At 64.0% G+C, this 18877-nt stretch carries 13 protein-coding genes; 7 read left to right on the forward strand and 6 right to left on the reverse strand.

Translation table 11 applies throughout. The annotated features are described in order from the left end of the window. Position 1: 1 nt before the first annotated feature. The gene (locus HD842_RS07825; RefSeq protein WP_183552873.1) at positions 2–1285 is read right to left on the reverse strand and encodes a TonB C-terminal domain-containing protein; all 1284 of its coding nucleotides are present in this window, start codon (positions 1283–1285) and stop codon (positions 2–4) included. A gap of 234 nt (positions 1286–1519) precedes the next feature. Between HD842_RS07825 and HD842_RS07830 the strand changes: the two genes are divergently transcribed. After that, the gene (locus tag HD842_RS07830; RefSeq protein ID WP_183552874.1) at positions 1520–2911 is read left to right on the forward strand and encodes an ethanolamine ammonia-lyase subunit EutB; all 1392 of its coding nucleotides are present in this window, start codon (positions 1520–1522) and stop codon (positions 2909–2911) included. Between the two features lie 10 nt (positions 2912–2921). Continuing rightward, a complete protein-coding gene (gene eutC / locus HD842_RS07835; RefSeq protein WP_183552875.1) occupies positions 2922–3737 on the forward strand; it encodes an ethanolamine ammonia-lyase subunit EutC in 816 nt (271 codons plus the stop codon). A 54-nt stretch (positions 3738–3791) separates the two neighbouring features. Here eutC and HD842_RS07840 read toward each other — a convergent pair whose 3' ends face one another. The 3 genes from HD842_RS07840 to HD842_RS07850 all read right to left on the reverse strand — a co-directional run bounded on the left by HD842_RS07840 (position 3792) and on the right by HD842_RS07850 (position 8581). Then, positions 3792–4607, reverse strand: a complete 816-nt coding sequence (locus HD842_RS07840) for a hypothetical protein (protein WP_183552876.1) — start codon at positions 4605–4607, stop codon at positions 3792–3794. A 454-nt stretch (positions 4608–5061) separates the two neighbouring features. After that, positions 5062–7260 (reverse strand): OsmC domain/YcaO domain-containing protein, encoded by a 2199-nt coding sequence (locus HD842_RS07845; RefSeq protein WP_183552877.1) that lies wholly within the window; start codon positions 7258–7260, stop codon positions 5062–5064. 334 nt (positions 7261–7594) lie between these two features. Then, on the reverse strand, positions 7595–8581 hold the full coding sequence (locus HD842_RS07850) for a GlxA family transcriptional regulator (RefSeq protein ID WP_183552878.1): 987 nt from the start codon (positions 8579–8581) through the stop codon (positions 7595–7597). A 137-nt stretch (positions 8582–8718) separates the two neighbouring features. Between HD842_RS07850 and HD842_RS07855 the strand changes: the two genes are divergently transcribed. After that, positions 8719–9267, forward strand: coding sequence for a cysteine hydrolase family protein (locus tag HD842_RS07855; RefSeq protein WP_183552879.1), 549 nt, complete (start codon positions 8719–8721; stop codon positions 9265–9267). 415 nt (positions 9268–9682) lie between these two features. On the opposite strand, the gene HD842_RS07860 is transcribed toward HD842_RS07855, so the two are convergent. Beyond that, positions 9683–9880, reverse strand: a complete 198-nt coding sequence (locus HD842_RS07860; RefSeq protein ID WP_183552881.1) for a hypothetical protein — start codon at positions 9878–9880, stop codon at positions 9683–9685. On the opposite strand from HD842_RS07860, the gene HD842_RS07865 reads away from it, so the two are divergent. The 4 genes from HD842_RS07865 (at position 9879) to HD842_RS07880 (ending at position 18035) form a co-directional block, all read left to right on the forward strand. Continuing rightward, positions 9879–12722 (forward strand): TonB-dependent receptor, encoded by a 2844-nt coding sequence (locus HD842_RS07865; protein WP_183552883.1) that lies wholly within the window; start codon positions 9879–9881, stop codon positions 12720–12722. The two genes, HD842_RS07860 and HD842_RS07865, sit on opposite strands and share 2 nt — an antisense overlap. A 101-nt stretch (positions 12723–12823) precedes the next feature. Beyond that, the gene (locus tag HD842_RS07870) at positions 12824–13921 is read left to right on the forward strand and encodes an amidohydrolase family protein (protein WP_183552885.1); all 1098 of its coding nucleotides are present in this window, start codon (positions 12824–12826) and stop codon (positions 13919–13921) included. Then, positions 13918–16629 (forward strand): alpha-galactosidase, encoded by a 2712-nt coding sequence (locus HD842_RS07875; RefSeq protein ID WP_183552887.1) that lies wholly within the window; start codon positions 13918–13920, stop codon positions 16627–16629. Before HD842_RS07870 ends, HD842_RS07875 begins: the two co-directional genes overlap by 4 nt. Beyond that, on the forward strand, positions 16626–18035 hold the full coding sequence (locus HD842_RS07880) for a DUF4832 domain-containing protein (protein ID WP_183552889.1): 1410 nt from the start codon (positions 16626–16628) through the stop codon (positions 18033–18035). The genes HD842_RS07875 and HD842_RS07880 overlap by 4 nt, the downstream gene beginning before the upstream one ends. Positions 18036–18066: 31 nt before the next feature. On the opposite strand, the gene agaR is transcribed toward HD842_RS07880, so the two are convergent. Beyond that, positions 18067–18834 (reverse strand): transcriptional repressor AgaR, encoded by a 768-nt coding sequence (gene agaR / locus HD842_RS07885; RefSeq protein WP_183552891.1) that lies wholly within the window; start codon positions 18832–18834, stop codon positions 18067–18069. Between the last annotated feature and the right edge of the window lie 43 nt (positions 18835–18877).

The raw sequence follows: 18877 nt of genomic DNA on the forward strand, positions 1-18877 counted from the left end.
CCTACTGCAGGCGAACCGCCACGTCGAACAGCCACGTCCGGCGAATTTCCACCACATCGTACTGGCGCGCCAGCGCCGGCGGGAACGGTCCATAGGGCGCGTGACTGGCAATGATCTGGCGGATTGCCTCGTCCACCGCAGGCACGCCACTCGACGTCACGAACGTCACCCGCTCCACCGAACCGTCGCTGCGCACTGCCACGGTCACGAGCGGCTGCCGGTGCGGCTGCCTGACAATATCGCGCACGGCGCTCAGGCTCATGTTCAGCTCGATCTTGCGGCCCATGGCTTCCGCGTACGCCACGAGGTCGGCATTGGCGTCGGCGCGGCCAAGCAGCCAGCCACGACGCTGCCCCCCGGCGGCGTCACGCTGCGCGGCTTCCTGGTTCAATTGCCGGCCAATCGCGCGCAGACGCTCTTCACGTTGCGCTTCCTGCGCGGTTTGCACCGGCGCCGCCGGCGTTTGCGACAACTGCGCGAGGCGCCCTGCTTCCTGCCTGGCCGCGTCCTGGCGTGCTGCTTCCTGCTGCGCCATTCTCGCCTGTTCCTGGCGGGCCGCTTCAGCACGGGCGGCGTCAAGACGGGCCTGTTCCTGACGGGCCGCTTCCCGTTTGGCCTGTTCCTGACGGGCGATTTCTGCGCGGGCAGCCTCACGCTGGGCCGCCGCATCGCGATTGGCTTCCTCGAGACGCTGTGCATCGGCACGTTCGGCGTCGCGTTGTGCCGCGGCGGCACTGGCCAGCGCGTCCCGCTCGGCTTGCTCGCTTGCCTTTGCTTGTGCCTGCGCTTGTGCCGCCAGCCCGGCAGTTCGCTGCTGTTCAGCCGCGACGGCTGCCGCTGCGCGCGCGGCTTCGCGCTGAACAACCTGCTGGCGCACGCGTTCTTCCTCGATCGCTGTCTCCCGCTTGTCGTCATCGAGCGCGATGATGCGCGCCCCGGCCGCGTCATCGTTCTGTGGCGTCGGCGCTGGCGCTGGCTGGACCCTGGCCACCGGCGACTGCGGCACGGAGGGTGCAGGCGCGGTAGCTGCTGGCACGGCCGGCGGCGTCGGCTGGCTCGCGACGACCGGCGCTTCTGCCTTCAGCTCGGGTGCGGGCGGCTGCGCTGGTGCTGCGGCCGGTGCTGCGGCTGGCGCCGGCGCCAGCCTGACATTCAATTCAGTCGCCGCCAGGCGCCGCTCTTCCCACGGCATGCGCAATCCCGGGAGCCCGAACACATCACCCTCGAGCGGAATGCTCAGCAGCAGCGCGTGGATCAGCAGGGATAGCAGCAGTGCCAGGCGCATTCGCCAGGAAAAAGCAGGCGTGTCGGAAGGGGTTCTCACATTGTCGGATCGGTCGGGGTCGGCGTGATGGAGGCAAGTTGCCAATGGTGCAAGATCAGCGGCGATGCTATCACACCGCTGACGCCGTCGCCACGCGCCCTGAATACGCACGACCTGTGGCACTATCGCTGCTAACGATACCGCCGTGCGGCGCAATCGCCCCCTATTGCCCCATCCAAGCGAAGGACCGCCATCATGCCCCGGATCTCCCACATCGTCGGCACCAGAACGTATTGGTTTGCCGATCTGCGCGACCTGCTGGCCAAGGCCACGCCCGCGCGTTCGGGCGACCATCTCGCCGGTATCGCCGCAGGCAGCGCCGAAGAGCGCGTCGCCGCGCAAATGGCGCTGGCCGACCTGCCCTTGCGCACCTTCCTGAACGACGCCGTCGTACCGTACGAAACCGATGAAGTCACACGCCTGATCATCGACAGCCACGACGCCGCAGCATTCGCGCCGATCCGCCACCTGACCGTGGGGAGTTTCCGGGAGTGGCTGCTGGGTGACGCGGTCGACGGCGCCATGCTCACGCGCGTCGCCCCTGGCATCACGCCCGAGATGGCGGCGGCGGTATCGAAGATCATGCGCATCCAGGATCTGGTGCTGGTGGCGCGCAAGTGCCGCGTCGTCACGCGCTTTCGCAACACGATCGGCCTTGCCGGCACGCTGTCGACGCGCCTGCAGCCGAACCACCCACTCGACGACGTGTCAGGCATCGCGGCCAGCCTGTTCGACGGCTTGATGCATGGCAGCGGCGACGCGGTCATCGGCATCAATCCAGCCACCGACAATGTCGCGCAGGTGGTCAAGCTCGTCACGATGCTGGACGATGTCATCAGCCGCTACGACATCCCCACCCAGTCATGCGTGCTGACGCACGTGACCAATACGATCAAGGCGATCGGGCGCGGCGCGCCGGTCGACCTGGTATTCCAGTCGATCGCTGGTACGCAAGCGGCCAACGCCAGCTTCGGCATCGACCTGGCGCTGCTCGGCGAAGCCCGCGCCGCTGCCCTGTCGCTGGGCCGCGGCACGGTCGGCAACAACGTCATGTATTTCGAGACCGGCCAGGGCAGCGCGCTGTCGGCCAATGCCAACCACGGCGTCGACCAGCAAACCTGCGAGGCCCGCGCGTATGCGGTGGCGCGTGCGTTCGACCCGCTGCTCGTCAACACCGTGGTGGGCTTCATGGGGCCGGAATACCTGTACGACGGCAAGCAGATCATCCGCGCCGGCCTGGAAGACCACTTCTGCGCCAAGCTCCTTGGCCTGCCGATGGGGTGCGACGTCTGCTATACCAACCACGCCGAAGCCGACCAGGACGACATGGACGTGCTGTTGACGATGCTGGGCACGGCCGGCTGCACCTTCGTGATGGGCATTCCGGGCGGGGATGACATCATGCTCAATTATCAGACGACGTCGTTCCACGATGCGCTGTATGCGCGCCGCGCGCTCGGCCTGCAACCGGCGCCAGAGTTCGATGCGTGGCTGCGCGCAATGGGCATCTTCAAGGGCGCGGGTCAAGCCGAGCTGGGGCGGACCGTGCCACCGGCATTCCAGCGCGCGCTGCTGCAGTCATCCTGAGGTTGCTTTTATGTCCGATTCGACCGACGACTTTGATGCCGTCCCCGCACCCTGGCAAGCCTTGCGCCAGTTCACCGACGCGCGCATTGCACTGGGCGCCGCAGGCATCAGCCAGCCGACAGGCGCACAGCTCGATTTTCAGCTCGCGCATGCGCGGGCGCGTGACGCCGTGCATCTACCGCTCGATACTGGTGCGCTGAGTTCAGCATTGCAGGCGGCGTGGCCGCACTCTGGCCCGCCCCTCCTGCTGCACAGCGCGGCGGCTAATCGCAACGTCTATCTGCAGCGGCCGGATCTGGGGCGGCGGCTCGATGCGCCATCACGCGCGCTTCTGACCGATCGTGACGATGGCACCCCCCGCTGCGATCTGACCATCGTCGTGGCGGATGGTCTGTCGTCACACGCAATCGCGCAGAATGCCGCGCCCTTCCTGGCAGCGCTGCATCTGCAGCTTGCTGCCGAAGCGTGGACGCTGGCGCCGTTGGCGATCGTCCAGCAAGGCCGCGTCGCCGTGGGCGATGAAGTCGGTGAATTGCTGGGGGCGAAGATCGTCGTCGTGCTGACTGGCGAACGGCCGGGCCTGAGTGCACCGGACAGCATGGGCATCTACATGACGTGGGGGCCACGCGTCGGCCTGACGGACGAGCGCCGTAACTGCATCTCGAACGTCAGGCCTGCGGGGCTGGGTTATGCCCAGGCGGCCGCCAGACTGCAGTATCTGCTCGGACAGGCGCGGCAACGGCAATTGAGTGGTGTCGCGCTGAAAGACGAGACGACGCAGGATGACGTGCTGCCGGGCAGCGGCAGGCCGGCGTTCCTGCTGTGATTTTTCGAAAGCCGGCCTGGCTGCGAAACCAGGCGTCGCCTACCTGTGAGCGCTCTATGGCAGGGTGATCTTCACCACAGCATTGCCGAAGGTAGCGTAAAGATTCCCCTTGCCATCGGCGACGATCCCCCAGAGGGAGCCCACATCGTTCGGCAACGGAAGATTGCTTCCCTTGCCGGCCACCGTCGTCACGACGCCCGCAGGAGTGATCTTCCGGACCCGGTCCACATCGGCCGCAAACAGGTTACCCTGGCTGTCGGCTGTCAGTGCGCGCACCTGTTGGAAGCGCGCTGCCGTGCCAGTGCCGTCTGCCGCTGCGTTGACGCCCGCGGAACCGGCAAGGGTAGTCAAGCGACCACTCGTATCGATTCGGCTGACCGTATTTTGCAGGTCGAAGACATACACCCCGCCACTGGTGTCAACCGTGATGCCGCGCCGCGCAATGTCCGGGGTTCCGAAGACGGGGTCGCGCGTGACACTCTCGAGTATGGTGGTCACGCCCGTTGGAGCGATCAGGCGCGTACTGGTGCTGTTGCTGAGATAGATGTTTCCGGCGCGGTCAGCGGCGATCCCCCAAACCTGTTCACTGCGCACCCAGGTCATCGGGCCGGAGCCGACCCCGGGAATGGTGCTGACGATGCCATCAGTCGTGATCTTGCGGGCGCTTAGCCAATCCGCCACCAGCAGGTTGCCGGCGGCGTCGATGCCGATGCTGGCCGGTTCCATGAAGCGGGCAGTGGCCAGAATGCCATCGGCGGCACCGGGAGACCCTGCCTTGCCCGCAAAGGTCGATACCTGGCCACCAGAGGTGATCTTGCGCACGATGGCATTGAGGCTGTCGGCCACGTACAGATTGCCGGCAGCATCCATCGTAATTCCCTGAGGAGATTGGAAGCGAGCCGATAGCCCGGCGCCATCGGTATAGCCGGCATCGGTCGGACTGCCGGCGATAACCGTAACGCTCGCAGTGCGCACCGGTGGCAGGACACCGACGTCGCCAGAGCTGGAGCTGGGGCTGGAACTGCCCCCGCCGCAGGCGCTCAGTAGTGCCAGCAGTGCCGAGGCGCTGATCACTCTTCTGCGCAGGCGCGCCGCTGTCGGTAGCGAAGAGGAAGATGTGGATATCGGCATAGCGGTGCTCCAAAGAAGGGACCTGCCATGCTAGCAGAGGACAACTCATGAATTCTCCTCAATTCTCACGACAGAGCCTGCGTCAGCGCTGCAAATGCACCTGATGCAGCGATGTCAGCAGCACCTCGCGTCACGTCTATTTGCGCAAGTCACACTTGCTGCAGACAGCGACGCGAACCGCCCTGCTACCAGCTCAGCGCGCTGCGGCCTTTGCCCGCGCTGCGTGCAGCTTCTTGTAGCTGTCGATCAGGCGATGATGACGGTCGAGCCCTTCCAGCGCCATGCTGGTCGGGCTCAAGCCATGGAAGCGCACGCTGCCATCCACCGAACCGAGCACGGCGTCCATGCGCTCGTCGCCATACATGCGGCGGAAGTTGGCAACATAATCGTCGAGTTCCAGATCGTCGTCGAGCGAGACTTCCAGCACCACATTCATCGCCTGATAGAACAGGCGGCGTTCGACGGTGTTGTCGTTGTACTGCAGGAACGCACCGACCAACTCATGGGCATCCTCGAGTTGGCCAAGCGCCAGATGAATCAGCAGCTTGAGTTCAAGCACGGTCAGCTGGCCCCACTCGGTATTCTCGTCGAACTCGATGCCGATCAGCGTGGCGATATCCGAATACTCATCGAGCTCACTGTTTTCCAGGCGATCGATCAGCGCTTCGAGACTGTCGTCATCGAGGCGATGCAGATTCAGGATATCGCTGCGGAACAGCAACGACTTGTTCGTGTTATCCCAGATCAGGTCTTCGACCGGATAGATTTCGGAATAACCCGGCACCAGGATGCGGCACGCGGTTGCGCCAAGCTGGTCGTACACGGCCGTATAGACTTCCTTGCCCATGTCGGCGAGGATCGCCAGCAGCGTCGCCGCTTCTTCGGCATTGGCGTTTTCGCCCTCGCTCGAGAAATCCCACTCCACAAAATCAAAATCGGCTTTGGCGCTGAAGAAGCGCCACGAGACGATGCCGCTCGAATCGATGAAGTGTTCGACGAAGTTGTTCGGCTCGGTAACGGCATTGCTGGCGAACGTCGGCTGCGGCAAATCGTTCAAGCCTTCGAAGCTGCGGCCCTGCAGGAGTTCAGTCAGGCTGCGCTCCAGCGCCACTTCGAAACTTGGATGCGCGCCAAACGAGGCGAACACGCCGCCCGTCTTGCGGTTCATCAGCGTCACGCACATGACGGGGTACGTACCGCCCATCGACGCGTCTTTCACCAGCACCGGGAAGCCCTGCTCTTCCAGCGCTGCGATGCCGGCCACGATGCCCGGATATTTTGCCAGCACTTCTTGCGGCACATCCGGCAGCGCCAATTCGCCTTCGAGGATTTCGCGCTTGACGGCGCGTTCGAAAATCTCGGACAGGCACTGCACCTGGGCTTCGGCCAGCGTGTTACCGGCGCTCATGCCATTGCTGACATACAGGTTCTCGATCAGGTTGGTCGGGAAGTACACGACCTCATTGTCCGACTGGCGCACGTACGGCAGCGCGCAAATGCCGCGCGCGGCATTGCCCGAATTGGTGTCGATCAGGTGCGAGCCACGCAGTTCGTCGTCCGGGTTGTAGATCTCGAGGCTGTAGGCATCGAGAATCTCCGCAGGGAGCGCGTCGTTCGGGCCTGGCTTGAACCAGCGCTCGTTCGGGTAATGGACGAACGGTGCGTTGGCGATGTCTTCGCCCCAGAACGCACCGGCGTAGAAGTGATTGCAATTGAGGCGTTCGATGTACTCGCCCAGTGCCGAGGCCAGTGCGCTTTCCTTCGTCGCGCCCTTGCCGTTGGTGAAGCACATCGGCGAATGGGCATCGCGGATATGCAGCGACCACACGTTCGGCACGATATTGCGCCACGAGGCGATCTCGATCTTGATGCCCCAGTCGGCCAGCATGCCGGACATATTGGCGATGGTCTGTTCGAGCGGCAGGTCCTTGCCGGTGATATAGGTGCGCGAGTCGGTCGATGGCTGCAGCGTGAGCAAGGCCTGCGCATCGGCGTCGAGATTCTCGACTTCTTCGATGACGAACTCGGGGCCGGCCTGCACCACTTTCTTGACGGTACAGCGGTCGATCGAGCGCAGGATGCCCTGGCGGTCCTTGTCCGAGATATCGGCAGGCAGCTCGACCTGGATCTTGAAAATCTGCTGGTAACGGTTTTCCGGATCGACGATATTATTCTGCGACAGGCGAATGTTTTCGGTCGGGATGTTGCGCGTATCGCAGTACAGCTTGACGAAGTACGCTGCGCACAGGGCCGACGAGGCCAGGAAATAATCGAACGGGCCCGGCGCTGAACCGTCACCCTTGTAGCGGATGGGTTGATCGGCAATCACCGTGAAGTCATCGAACTTCGCCTCGAGACGAAGTTTGTCGAGAAAGTTGACCTTAATTTCCATCGCAGATTTCCTCAGTAACGCTCTAAATCGTTCAAAAACATAAAGCCCTGTAAAAACAGGGCTTTATTATTATTCATACACTTGCAGGTGGGCTGCCAGTCGCTGGCGCCACGCACGCAGCGCGCTATTCTAGCATTATTGCGGTGCCAGATCGTCGCTGGCGGGCGTGATTATCACGTGATCTGGCGACGGTTCCATGTGCTCGCAAGGTTTGCGCCGCCGCTAACGCTGGGTTTGTAGTTTCGCAAATTTATACGTTGGTTAGTTACATTTTTTACGAGAAAAGGCGCCGCTCTACGCGATCCGGCGACCATCTTCACAGCCATGGCCACGATCAAGTTTCAGTACGCTCCCTAAAACGCTTGCGGTAGTCGGACGGCGATGTGCGCAGGGTTGCCTTGAAATGCTGCCGGAGCGACAGCGCCGTACCGAATCCGGCTGCGTGCGCGACGCGCTCGATCGACAAGTCCCCTGCCTCGAGCAGCCGCTGGGCATGGACCAGTCTCTGGTTCTGCAACCACTGCTTGAAAGAGGTGCCGGTCGCAAGACGAAAATGACGTGTGAAATTGCGCCGGCTCATGGCGGCACGCTCGGCCAGCATGTCAATGCTGTGCTCCTCGTGCAGGTGTTCACCGACCCACTCGAGCAACTGGGCGAACCGCCCTGCCGCAGCGTCGTCCGGCAACGGCCGCTCGATGAACTGGGCCTGCCCGCCGTCACGGTGCGGCGCGACCAGGATGTGCTTTGCGACACGGTTGGCGACCTCGGCGCCACAGAGCCGCCGCAGCAGATGCAGGCAGCAATCGAGGCCGGCGGCAACACCCGCCGACGTCAGTATGTCGCCATCATCCACGTACAACACGTGCCGGTCCACGGCAAGTCGGGGATACTGCTGCGCGAGCCTGTCTGCCGCCTCCCAGTGCGTTGCCACCGTCCGCCCATCGAGCAGGCCGGCCTGTGCCAGCGGAAAGGCGCCCAGGCACAAGCCGACAACCGTGGCGCCGCGCGCATGGCCGCGGCGCACACTGTCAAGCAGGTTGTCCGGTGCGCTGCGCCCGTCTGCGTGCCAGGAAGGCATGACGATGATGTCAGCCTCGTCGACTGCCGAGAGATCGGCATCGATCGCGATCGCAAATCCGGCAGAGGTCGACAACGTGCCCGCCTGCGGCGCGCAGACAGTGATCGCGAACGACATCGCATCGGTGTCGACCACGCGGCTGCCGAACACCAGACAAGGCACCGACAGGTGAAACGGCGTGATGCCCTCGAAGGCGATGACGGCGACTTTTTTGTGGCGTGCGGCAGGTGTCGTAGCAGGCATGGCCCGATTATATCGAAAGTTAGCCTTCGGGCCAATGTTCGACTGTTGCCATTGCGAGCACAATCGGTGTTCCGGCTTGCCCGACACGTGCACCATATTGTCGTTGGGCGCCTCATTTCAATGAAAGGAACACCACCATGAACAAACGTGCCGTCGTCGTCGTCGACCTCCAGAACGAGTATCTTCCTACCGGCAAGCTGGCCCTGACCGGCATCCACGACGCATTGAATAACGCAGCGCGCGTGATCGCCGACGCGCGTAACAAAGGCGATCTTGTCATCCATATTCGCCACGAGTCCACGGACCCGGACGCGCCCTTCTTCACGCCGGGAACAGATGCCGTCCAGATCCACGACACCGTGGCGCCGGCGCAGGGCGAACCGGTCATCGTCAAGAACTTCCCGAATGCTTTCCGCAAGACCGATCTCAAGGCACTGCTGGACGACCACGGCGTCGATGAGGTGACAGTCATTGGCGCCATGAGTCATATGTGCATCGATGCGACGACCCGTGCAGCGTGCGACTTCGGGTACAAGACCACGGTCGTGCACGATGCATGCGCCACGCGCGACCTCGAGTTCGGCGGACAGACCGTGCCGGCCGCGCAGGTGCACACCGCGTTCATGTCGGCGCTCGCATTTGCCTACGCGTCTGTGCTGCCCACGAACGACTATCTGGCGGGCTGACAAGCCGCTGACCCCGGACAGGCTGGCGCGGGCATTGGGCGGCTGGTAGCCCGATGCCCTGCGCGGTCGCCTGCCCGTCCCTGGCACTCTCGCATTCGTTCACGACCATCCGCATCCCCGCTGACCAGGGTCTCATCCCGAAGCCACATTAGGGATAACCCATCTCCCCCGGTCACCAGTTCTCACACCCCTCCCCTCCCGCATCCAACCGGTTCGGCACCGTTCAATCGCGCCACCGACCTGCCTGTGCACAGGCGTACCTCACGAAACAAAAATCGGCAGCAGACCCGACTTTCGAATGAAAGAATTTTCGTGAAATACGTTAACACAACGGAAATTCGAAAAAACGAAAGATGTTTTGTATTACACGGAATTTCCCTATAGACTTGGTGTCACAGCGACGGTTCGAGCAATGTCAAAGACTTTCGATATCTCTTAACCGAAACCTGTACGCTGAGGATTCACGCAATACGAAATAAAACGAAAGATAGAGACAAGTCGCATCAGCTGGTCTGCACTCCGGCTCGTGAAGGCAGTGATCGCAACCCAACAGCCTTTCCGTTTGCCAGCCATCGCCACGCTGCTCCAACAACTTATAAAGGAAGCGTTTCATGAATTCTCCTTCACAGTGCCGCTCGCGCGCCAATCGTCAGGATCGGTTTGTGCTCAATCCGCTTACGTCTGCCTGTCTGCTCGCGCTTGCCACACTTGCGACACCGGCCCGGGCTCAGGAGGTCATTGCGGCCGATGCCGGCAAGCTGGAGCAAGTCGTCGTGACCGGTACCCGTGCCAGCCTGCAGCAGTCGCTGGAACTCAAGCGCAACGCCGCTGTCGTACAGGACAGCATCAGCGCAACGGAACTTGGGCGCTTCCCCGATAACAACGTGGCCGACTCGCTCAGCCATATCACCGGCGTCTCGATTTCCCGCACGGCCGGCGGTGAAGGCCAGCGGGTCAGCATCCGCGGCCTGGGTCCTGACTACACGATCACCACGTTCAACGGTCGCCTGCTGGGCACCGACAGCGCGGGCCGCTACTTTGCGTTCGACGTGCTGCCGGCCGATGTGATCAGCGGCGCCGACGTCGTCAAATCGACCCAGGCGCAACTGGTCGAAGGTGCCATCGGCGGCTTGGTGAACCTGCGCTCGGCCAGCCCGTTTGACCAGAAAGGCCAGCGTGGCCTGGTGCGCGCCGAGGCTGACCGCAACGACATGAGCAGCCTGAACGGCAAGAAGCTGTCCGCCACCTACAGCAATACCTTCGACAACAAAGTCGGCGTGCTGCTCGGCCTCGTGTACGCCAAACGCGACGTGCGCACCGACACTGCCGGCAACGACGGCGGCTGGTCACGCAACCCGATCCCGAGCGACCCGAGCCAGTTCTGGGAATTCGGCAATACCTGGGGCGGCGCCATCGACCCGAACGGCAACGGGGTACTCGACCCCAGCGAAGAAGGCCTGATCGGGCCGGGCCAGTTCCGCTTCGGCTCCATCATGGAGAAAAAAGAGCGCATTGCGCTCTCGGGCAAGGTGGAGTGGCGGCCCAGCAGCGACGTCAAGGTCATCTTCGACGGCTTCAAGACGCGGCTCGATTCGCCGCAGGTAGGCTACCAGCTGTCCTACTACCCGCTGTACGCGCCGGGCCGCTGGTCCGACGTCAAGGTCACCAACAATGTCGTGACCGACCTCACATTGAACAGCAGCGACCCTGAGCTGCGCCTCAATCCCGAAGTGCTGAACCGGACCGAATATCGGGTCGTCGATACCGCGATGTACGGTACGCGGGCCGAATGGCGGATTTCTCCAACGCTGAACGTGGCCGGCGACGTCTATCTGTCTACCTCGAAGCGCGATTCCGGTGGCAAGGACAGCTACGTCGTGCTGCGCATGAACCAGCCGAATACCACGCGCATCCGGCTCACGGGCGCCGCTGTGCCCGATGTGACGACCACACTGGCCGATGGCCGCGACCTGCAGAGCGGCCTGGCCCAGGGCCTGTTCAGCGGCAACGACTTCAACACCCACTTCTACAGCCGGGCGGGCGACAATATCGACGACCGCATCGGCGGCGCAACCGTCAATGCCGACTGGAAGGTGGACCGCTACAGCATCGACTACCTCAAGTTCGGTCTGAGCCAGACCAACCGCAAGAAGTCGCGCGACATGATCAACAATGCGTTCAACTCGGGCCAGGATCACTACTCTGGCGAAAACGCGATCAACGTCGGCACCCTGGGCGGCAACGTGATCAACCAGACCCTGAGCCCGAAAGGCTTCCTGTCGGGCGTCAACGGCAACTTCCCGCGCAGTTTCCTGGGCTTTGACGTCGACCGCTACGCGCAGGCACTGGCGGGCCTGGACGGCAAACCACGGCCAGGCGGCGGCGTCTACAGCTCGACCCTGTCGGCGCCTGCCTTCAACCCGCTGGAAAGCTACCGCGTCGAAGAAAAAACGTCGACCGCATTCGTGCAGGCCGACCTGGCCGGCGAGCGCTGGTTCGCCGATGTCGGCGTGCGCTTCGTGCGCACCAAGACGGGTGCGCAGGCGTGGGATGCCAAAATCGAAGACATCGTGCAGAACGGCGCATTCAACTTCACGCCAATCTACGCCGACCCGTCGGTCGTGCGCCAGGATGCCACCTACAGCTTCGCCCTGCCGTCGGGTAACTTCACCTATTCGCTGACCGACAAGCTGCAATTGCGGGTTGGCGCCGCCAAAACGATGGCGCGCCCGTCGGTCGACAAGCTGGCGCCGTCCAGCACCACGGCCAGCATCTCGTGGGGCGACTTCACGCAGATCTATGGCGGGAATGCCGACCTCAAGCCGTACACGGCGCACCAGGCCGACATTTCGCTGGAATGGTATTACGCCAAGAGCTCGGCGCTGACCTTCGCTGTCTACCAGAAAAACATCAAGAACCAGATCACCAATCTCTACCTGGCCGGTCAGGACATCGGTGCACCCGGCGGACGCCTGTTCAACGTGCAGCGCCCCATCAACGGCGACAGCGCCAAGGCGCGCGGCATGGAGATCGGCCTGCAGCACCTGTTCGACAATGGCTTCGGCGTGCGCGCACAATACACGCGCAATCTGTCGAGCAGCTGGGTCGGCGGCGTCGAACGCCCACTGGAAGGCATTGCGCCAGCAACGGCATCGCTGGGCATCCTGTACGAGCGTGGTCCGTGGAGCATGAGCACGACGGCCGACTTCACCGATTCGTTCGTCACCGCCACCAACGTCATCGGTTCCGGCTTCAACGAAGTGACCAACTCAGTGACCTGGCTCACGGCCCAGCTGGCCTATGATGTGAACAAGTCGCTACGCATCAGCATCGAGGGCAACAACCTGACCGATGCCGAGCAGGCACCACGACTGACCAATGGCACCGTCAGCCTGCCCAACGGCTATTACCGTTACGGCCGCTCCGTGACCCTGGGCGCCAGCCTGCGATTCTGATGAAACAAGCGGCGCCATGGTACGTGGCGCCGCACAGCCCATCGCCAGCGCGGGTCGGCCTGGCAGTTCACCGGCCCGCAACACCGAGAACTGGAATCCTGATGCACACTTCTGTCTTTTCCCTTGCCGTCCTGCTTGCCGGGGCCATCCCTTTCTCCGCGTACGCTGCGGATCCGTCCAGCTACACGATGGCGGACTATGCCAACGTTGCCAAGATCGACGCACACCTGCACCTGCACAATGCGACGCCGGCGTTCATGGAAGCTGCCCGGCGCCAGAACTTCAAGATCCTGTCGATCAATGTCGACTACCCCGATTTTCCACCACTCGATGACCAGCAGCGCGTCGCCATTGCGCTGAAAAAGCAATTCCCGCAGGACGTCGCGTGGGCAGCGAGCTTCTCCGTCGATGGATCCGCCCAACCTGCGTGGCTCGCCGCCACCCGCCACCGCATTGCCGCGTCGATGGAGGCCGGCGCCGTGGGCGTGAAGGTGTGGAAGAACATCGGCATGAGCCTGCGCGGCACCGATCAAGAACTGGTGATGATCGACGATGCGCGCTTCGCGCCGCTGTTCGACGACCTGGCCCGCCAGGGCATCCCGCTGCTGGGCCACCAGGGCGAGCCGCACAACTGCTGGCTGCCGTTAAAACGCATGACGGTCAACAACGACCGCACCTACTTCAAGAACCACCCGCAATACCATATGTACCTGCACCCCGAGATGCCAAGCTGGGAAGCGCAGATGGCCGCGCGCGACCGCATGGTGGCGGCGCACCCGACCCTACACTTTGTCGGCGTGCACCTGGCCTCGCTCGAGCGCAATGTGGATGAACTGGCAGCGTTCCTCGACCGGTTCCCGAACGCCGTCGTGGACGCATCGGCGCGCATCGGCCAGCTGCAGTACCAGAGCCAGCGCGACCGCGAGAAAGTGCGCAACTTCTTCATCAAGTACCAGGACCGCATCCTCTACGGCAGCGACATGGCGCAGGAGCCTGGCCAGGACGGCGCCGCGCTGGGCCGCGAGGCCGAAGGCGTGTGGCGCATGCACTGGCGTTACTTCAATACGGCAGAGTCGTTCAAGGTTGCCGATCTCGACAAACCCGTCCAGGGTCTTGCACTGCCGCGCGACGTCGTCGACAAAATTTACCGCACGAATGCCGAGCGCGCCTTCCCCGGCGCTTGGAAAGGCCAGCCATGACCGCGCGCCGTGCATTTCTCGGGTGGCTGGGCGCAGCGCCGCTGGCCACGCAGATCCCGCTGGCCCAGGCAGCGCCTGCCTCCGCCTCCATCACCGGCAAGGGCCATGTGCGCGTGCAGGACGCCGCCGTGTCACTCCAGTTCGACGAGCAGTTGCGTTGCCGCATCGTCAGCCTGCTGGGCAAGCAGCCCGTCGCGCTGACGGGTTTTGACACCAGCGAACACTTGGTCATCGGTGGCAAGCCGCTCGGCCGCTTTACGTTGCAGAAGGCCGAGCCGGCCCCGGCCACGACGCCGTTTGGCGCCGGGCAGGCGCTGCACCTCGTCGGCCGCTCTGCGGAAGGCATTGCGAAGCACGTCACCGTGACCCTGCTCGACGAGCATCCGGGCATGGCCTTGCTGGACGTAAGCTACGTGAATACCGGCGCCAAGCCGTTGACGATCGACGCCTGGGTAAATGGTGCGCACCGCCTGGCCGCCGCGCCGCGCCACGCGGGCGGCTACTGGACCTATTCCGGCGCCAGCCATGCCGACCGGCGCGACTGGGTGCAGCCCGTCAAGCGCGGTTTCGAGCAGGGCAACTTTTTGGGGATGAACGCATCGGATTACGGCGGCGGCACGCCGGTCGCGGATGTCTGGCGTCGTGACGCCGGCCTGGCCGTCGGCCACCTGGCGCTGCAGCCGCTGCTGGTGTCACTCCCCGTCAAGGCGGTCGGCAATGCGGTCGACATATCGCTGCGCGGCGACGTGCCGCAGACGCTGGCCCCGGGCGCCACGCTGGCCACCCCGCCCACGTTCATCGCCGTGCACCGTGGTGACTTCTATGTGCCGCTAGACCGCTATCGCCGCCTGATGGCCGCGCAGGGCCTGGCCGCGCCCGAGCCGCCACAAAGCGCCTACGATGCGCAGTGGTGCGCCTGGGGCTACGAACGCGATTTCTCGCTCGACTATGTGCGCGCCACGCTGCCCAAGGTGCAGGAACTGGGGTTCAAATGGGCCGTGCTGGACGACGGCTGGCAGGTCAAGACCGGTGACTGGACGCCCGACCTGGCCAAATTCCCGCGCGGCGGCGACGACATGAAGGCGCTGGTGGCCGACATCCACGCACGCGGCATGAAGGCGCGCCTGTGGATCGCGCCACTTGCCGTGGCCCCCGGCAGCGACGAGCTGCACGAACATACCGACCTGCTGCTGCTCGACGAGACCGGCGCGGCCCAGGACGTCACCTGGTGGAACTGCTTCTACCTGTGCCCCGCCTACGACAAGACGCAAACGCGCCTGGCCGCGACGCTGCGCATGATCATTGCAGACTGGGGCTTCGACGGTCTCAAGGTCGATGGGCAGCACCTGAATGGCGTGGCGCCATGCTTCAACCCCAAGCACCAGCACAAGCGCCCCGAGGAATCGATCGAGGCAGTGGCGGATTTCTACAAGGTCATGCACGACGTGGTGCATGCGGCCAATCCGGAAGCGGTACTGGAAGTGTGCCCATGCGGCACCAGCTACGCGTTCCACAATATGCCGTACATGGACCAGGCGCCGTCGTCCGACCCGCTGTCGAGCTGGCAGGTACGCCACAAGGGCAAGACACTCAAGGCGCTGATGGGCCCGTGGTCCGCCTACGCGGGCGACCATGTGGAACTGAGCACGGGCGGGCAGGATTTCGCGTCCAGCGTCGGCATCGGCGCGGTCGTCGCCACCAAGTTCACGTGGCCGGTGGATCCGAAACCCAAGGACTCGTTCCTGCTGACACCCGAGCGCGAAGCGCACTGGCGACAGTGGGTGGACCTGTACAACAAGGGGCGCCTGGCCGAAGGCCGTTACCGGGGCGAGCTGTACGACCTGGGTTTCGACAAGCCGGAAACCCACGTCGTGGAGCAAGCCGGCGCGTTGCACTACGCATTCTATGCCGACCGCTGGGATGGCATGGTCGCCTTGCGCGGCCTCGGCCCGGGCATCTGGACGGTTCGCGACTCGCTCAGCGGCAGCGTATTGGGCAAGGTGTCGGCCGACAAGCCAACGCTGCCGCTGCGCTTCACGCACAGCCTGCTGATCGAAGCGCGGCCCGACGTTCCCGATCTGCTGCCTGTGGCGTTTGCCAGCAACGTCAAGGCCGTGGGCGCGGACGGCTTCCCGCACGCATCGCAATGGGCCGATGCACCCACGACCTTCTTCCGCCACGACTGGCAGGGCAAGCCGCTTGCCGGACCACAATCGACCCGTGTTCAGCTGTTGCAGGGCGCGGGCCACCTGTACCTGCGCTTCATCTGCAAGTACGAAACGCTCACCACCTTCGACCAGGCCGGTTCGGCAAGCGCCATCTGGCCGCTGTGGGAGCGCGACGTTGTCGAGGTATTCCTGCAGGCGCCGGATCGCGCCGGCCTGAAAAGCTATCGCGAGGTGCAGGTCGCGCCCAACGGACTGCTGCAGGAAATCGCGATCGAGGTGTCGGGCAAGCGGCGTATCGATGGCGGCAGCCGCGCCAGGGCGCACGTCGATGCGAACAACAAGGTCTGGACGGCCGAGCTGGCCATACCGATGCGCGGTGGAGACGGCACCGGGGATGGCTGGCGCCTGAACCTGTTCCGCATCGAAGGCCCTGAAGCTGCCGGTGACAACCGCGTGCATTCGGCGTGGGGCCCCACCCGCACTGCAGCGCCCAACTTCCACGTGCCAAGCGCGTTCGGCCGGCTGCTGATCGGCGCATGATGCTGCAGCGCCTGCGTCCACTCGCCCTGCTTGTCATGCTGTCGGCGCAGGCCCATGCCGTGCAGTCGACCGACCGCCCGTCAGGCAGCCCGGTCGAGACAACGTTCAAAGCGTCGGCCGACGAGATCGCCAACCCCGAGCGCGGCATGTATGTCTGGGCGGCCGACAACCTGGCGGCGTGGACACAGGCGCAAGCCGATGCCCAGTTTGCGGCCGGCTACCGGATCGTCTACGCGCCGGTGCGGCTGGACGCGCATGCCGGCCACGCGTTGCCCGCGACGCTGCTTGCCGACTTGAGCAAAGGGTTTGCCGTTGCGCGTCGCGCGGGCCTGAAAGTGATACCGCGTTTCATGTACAACTTCCCGGCCGGCGAAACCGCTTACCGGGCGGCACAGGATGCCCCCATAGATCGCGTGCTGGAACATATCGGACAGCTCAAGCCGGTCCTGGCGGCGAACGCCGATGTCGTCGCGTATCTGCAGGCGGGCTTTGTCGGCGCCTGGGGCGAATGGCATACCTCATCGAACGACCTGACCCTGCCGGCGCGGCGCACGCAGATCCGCGATGCACTGCTGGCCGCGCTGCCGCCCGACCGCTTCCTGCAAGTGCGCTACCCGCCTTATCTGATGGCATGGGCGCCACAGGCACCGCGCTGGCGCGACCGTTCGTCCGCGGCGCGCATCGGCTTGCACAACGACTGCTTCCTCGCTTCAAGCACGGATGTCGGCACCTACAGTGAAGACCCGGCGACCCGGCAGCGCGAGCGTGATTACGTGGCCGCGCTGTCGACGGCAGCGCCATTCGGCGCCGAAACCTGCAATCCGGCCGATGCAGTCAACCCGACGCCACGCACTAATTGCGAGGACATCCTGCGCGAAGGCCGGCGCTTCGGCCTGACCTACCTGAACGACAGCTACTACCGCGACCTGTTTCACGCACGCTGGCAGGCGCAGGGTTGCCTGGCGCAGGTCAAGCGCAGCATGGGCTACCGGTTCGAACTATCGAAGTTACGGCACAGTTCACGCATCGTGGCTGGCCAGTCGGGCGAACTGCTACTGACCGTGCGCAACGCCGGCTGGGCGCGCGCCTTCAACCCGCGGGGTGTGCAACTGGTGCTCCGGCATCGCGCCACCGGCAAGGTTGTACGCCTGGCCCTGACGTCGATGGATCCTCGTGCCTGGCTGCCGGGGCAGACCAGCACCGCAACCGCACGGATTGCGATCCCGGGCGGCACGCCCACTGGCACCTACGACATGCTGCTGGCCTTGCCGGATGGCGCAGCGTCACTGGCCGGCGACGTGCGCTACAACGTGCGGCCTGCCAACGCCGACGATGCGGCCAAAGCACAGGGATGGAATGCATCGCTGGGCGCGTTTCGTGCCGGGACGACGCTGCATATTCTCTGACGTGGTGCCACGCCGTGCGCGCGTGGCCGGCTTACTCGGCGATCAGGAGTTCGATGCCTGCCTCGCGCAGGCCATCCCGGTATTGCGGACTGATATCGCCGTCGGTGATGACGGTGTGAACGCGGTCGAGCTGCACGATGCGGTGCAGGCTGATGAAGCCGAACTTCGACGAATCGGCGAGCACGATGACCTTCCTGGCGCGCTCGACCATCTTGTGGTTCAGACTCGCTTCCGCCTCGTGGTGGGTCGTCACACCGAACTGCAGGTCGAGGCCATCGACGCCCAGGAACAGCTTGTCGAAACTGTAGGCCTGCAGGCAGGCTTCGGCCTGCAAGCCCTGGATCGACAGCGCCTGCTTGCGCAGCAAGCCGCCCGTCAGAATGAGATCGACGCCCGCGGCATTGACCAGCTCCCAGGCGATATTCAGGCCATTGGTCAGCACCGTCACGTTCTGCACGTCGCGCAGGTGGCGCGCCAGCGACAGCGTCGTGGTGCCCGAATCGATGATGATGTTTTCGCCCGGCTTGACCAGGCGCGCCGCCAGTGCGCCGATGCGCTCTTTCTGCTCGTGGTTGAGCGCGTCTTTTTGCGACACCGTGTGTTCGGTCGGCGGCATGCGTGCCAGCGTGGCGCCGCCGTGGCTGCGGATGGCCAGGCCCTGCGCCTCGAGTGCGCTCAGATCGCTGCGGATCGTGACGGCCGAGACGTTGAGTTGCTTGACGAGTTCGCTGACCTGGACCGAGGCTTGTTCGGTAAGAGCTTTAAGAATGGTGTCGCGGCGCTGACCGGTTTGACCCATGATTGGATACGCAGATTTAATAAAAAAACAGCTTACCAGATTG

Source organism: Massilia aurea (assembly GCF_014200505.1).
Lineage (GTDB): Bacteria > Pseudomonadota > Gammaproteobacteria > Burkholderiales > Burkholderiaceae_D > Telluria > Telluria aurea_B.

Bases quoted from the DNA above. Each gene is read 5' to 3' on its own strand.
- HD842_RS07860 (WP_183552881.1), bottom strand. From the start codon at position 9,880: ATGAAACGCTTCCTTTATAAGTTGTTGGAGCAGCGTGGCGATGGCTGG.
- HD842_RS07840 (WP_183552876.1), bottom strand. From the start codon at position 4,607: ATGGATGCTGCCGGCAATCTGTACGTGGCCGACAGCCTCAATGCCATC.
- HD842_RS07875 (WP_183552887.1), top strand. From the start codon at position 13,918: ATGACCGCGCGCCGTGCATTTCTCGGGTGGCTGGGCGCAGCGCCGCTG.
- HD842_RS07870 (WP_183552885.1), top strand. From the start codon at position 12,824: ATGCACACTTCTGTCTTTTCCCTTGCCGTCCTGCTTGCCGGGGCCATC.
- HD842_RS07825 (WP_183552873.1), bottom strand. From the start codon at position 1,285: ATGCGCCTGGCACTGCTGCTATCCCTGCTGATCCACGCGCTGCTGCTG.
- HD842_RS07850 (WP_183552878.1), bottom strand. From the start codon at position 8,581: ATGCCTGCTACGACACCTGCCGCACGCCACAAAAAAGTCGCCGTCATC.
- HD842_RS07845 (WP_183552877.1), bottom strand. From the start codon at position 7,260: ATGGAAATTAAGGTCAACTTTCTCGACAAACTTCGTCTCGAGGCGAAG.
- HD842_RS07880 (WP_183552889.1), top strand. From the start codon at position 16,626: ATGATGCTGCAGCGCCTGCGTCCACTCGCCCTGCTTGTCATGCTGTCG.
- HD842_RS07830 (WP_183552874.1), top strand. From the start codon at position 1,520: ATGCCCCGGATCTCCCACATCGTCGGCACCAGAACGTATTGGTTTGCC.
- HD842_RS07865 (WP_183552883.1), top strand. From the start codon at position 9,879: ATGAATTCTCCTTCACAGTGCCGCTCGCGCGCCAATCGTCAGGATCGG.
- HD842_RS07855 (WP_183552879.1), top strand. From the start codon at position 8,719: ATGAACAAACGTGCCGTCGTCGTCGTCGACCTCCAGAACGAGTATCTT.
- agaR (WP_183552891.1), bottom strand. From the start codon at position 18,834: ATGGGTCAAACCGGTCAGCGCCGCGACACCATTCTTAAAGCTCTTACC.
- eutC (WP_183552875.1), top strand. From the start codon at position 2,922: ATGTCCGATTCGACCGACGACTTTGATGCCGTCCCCGCACCCTGGCAA.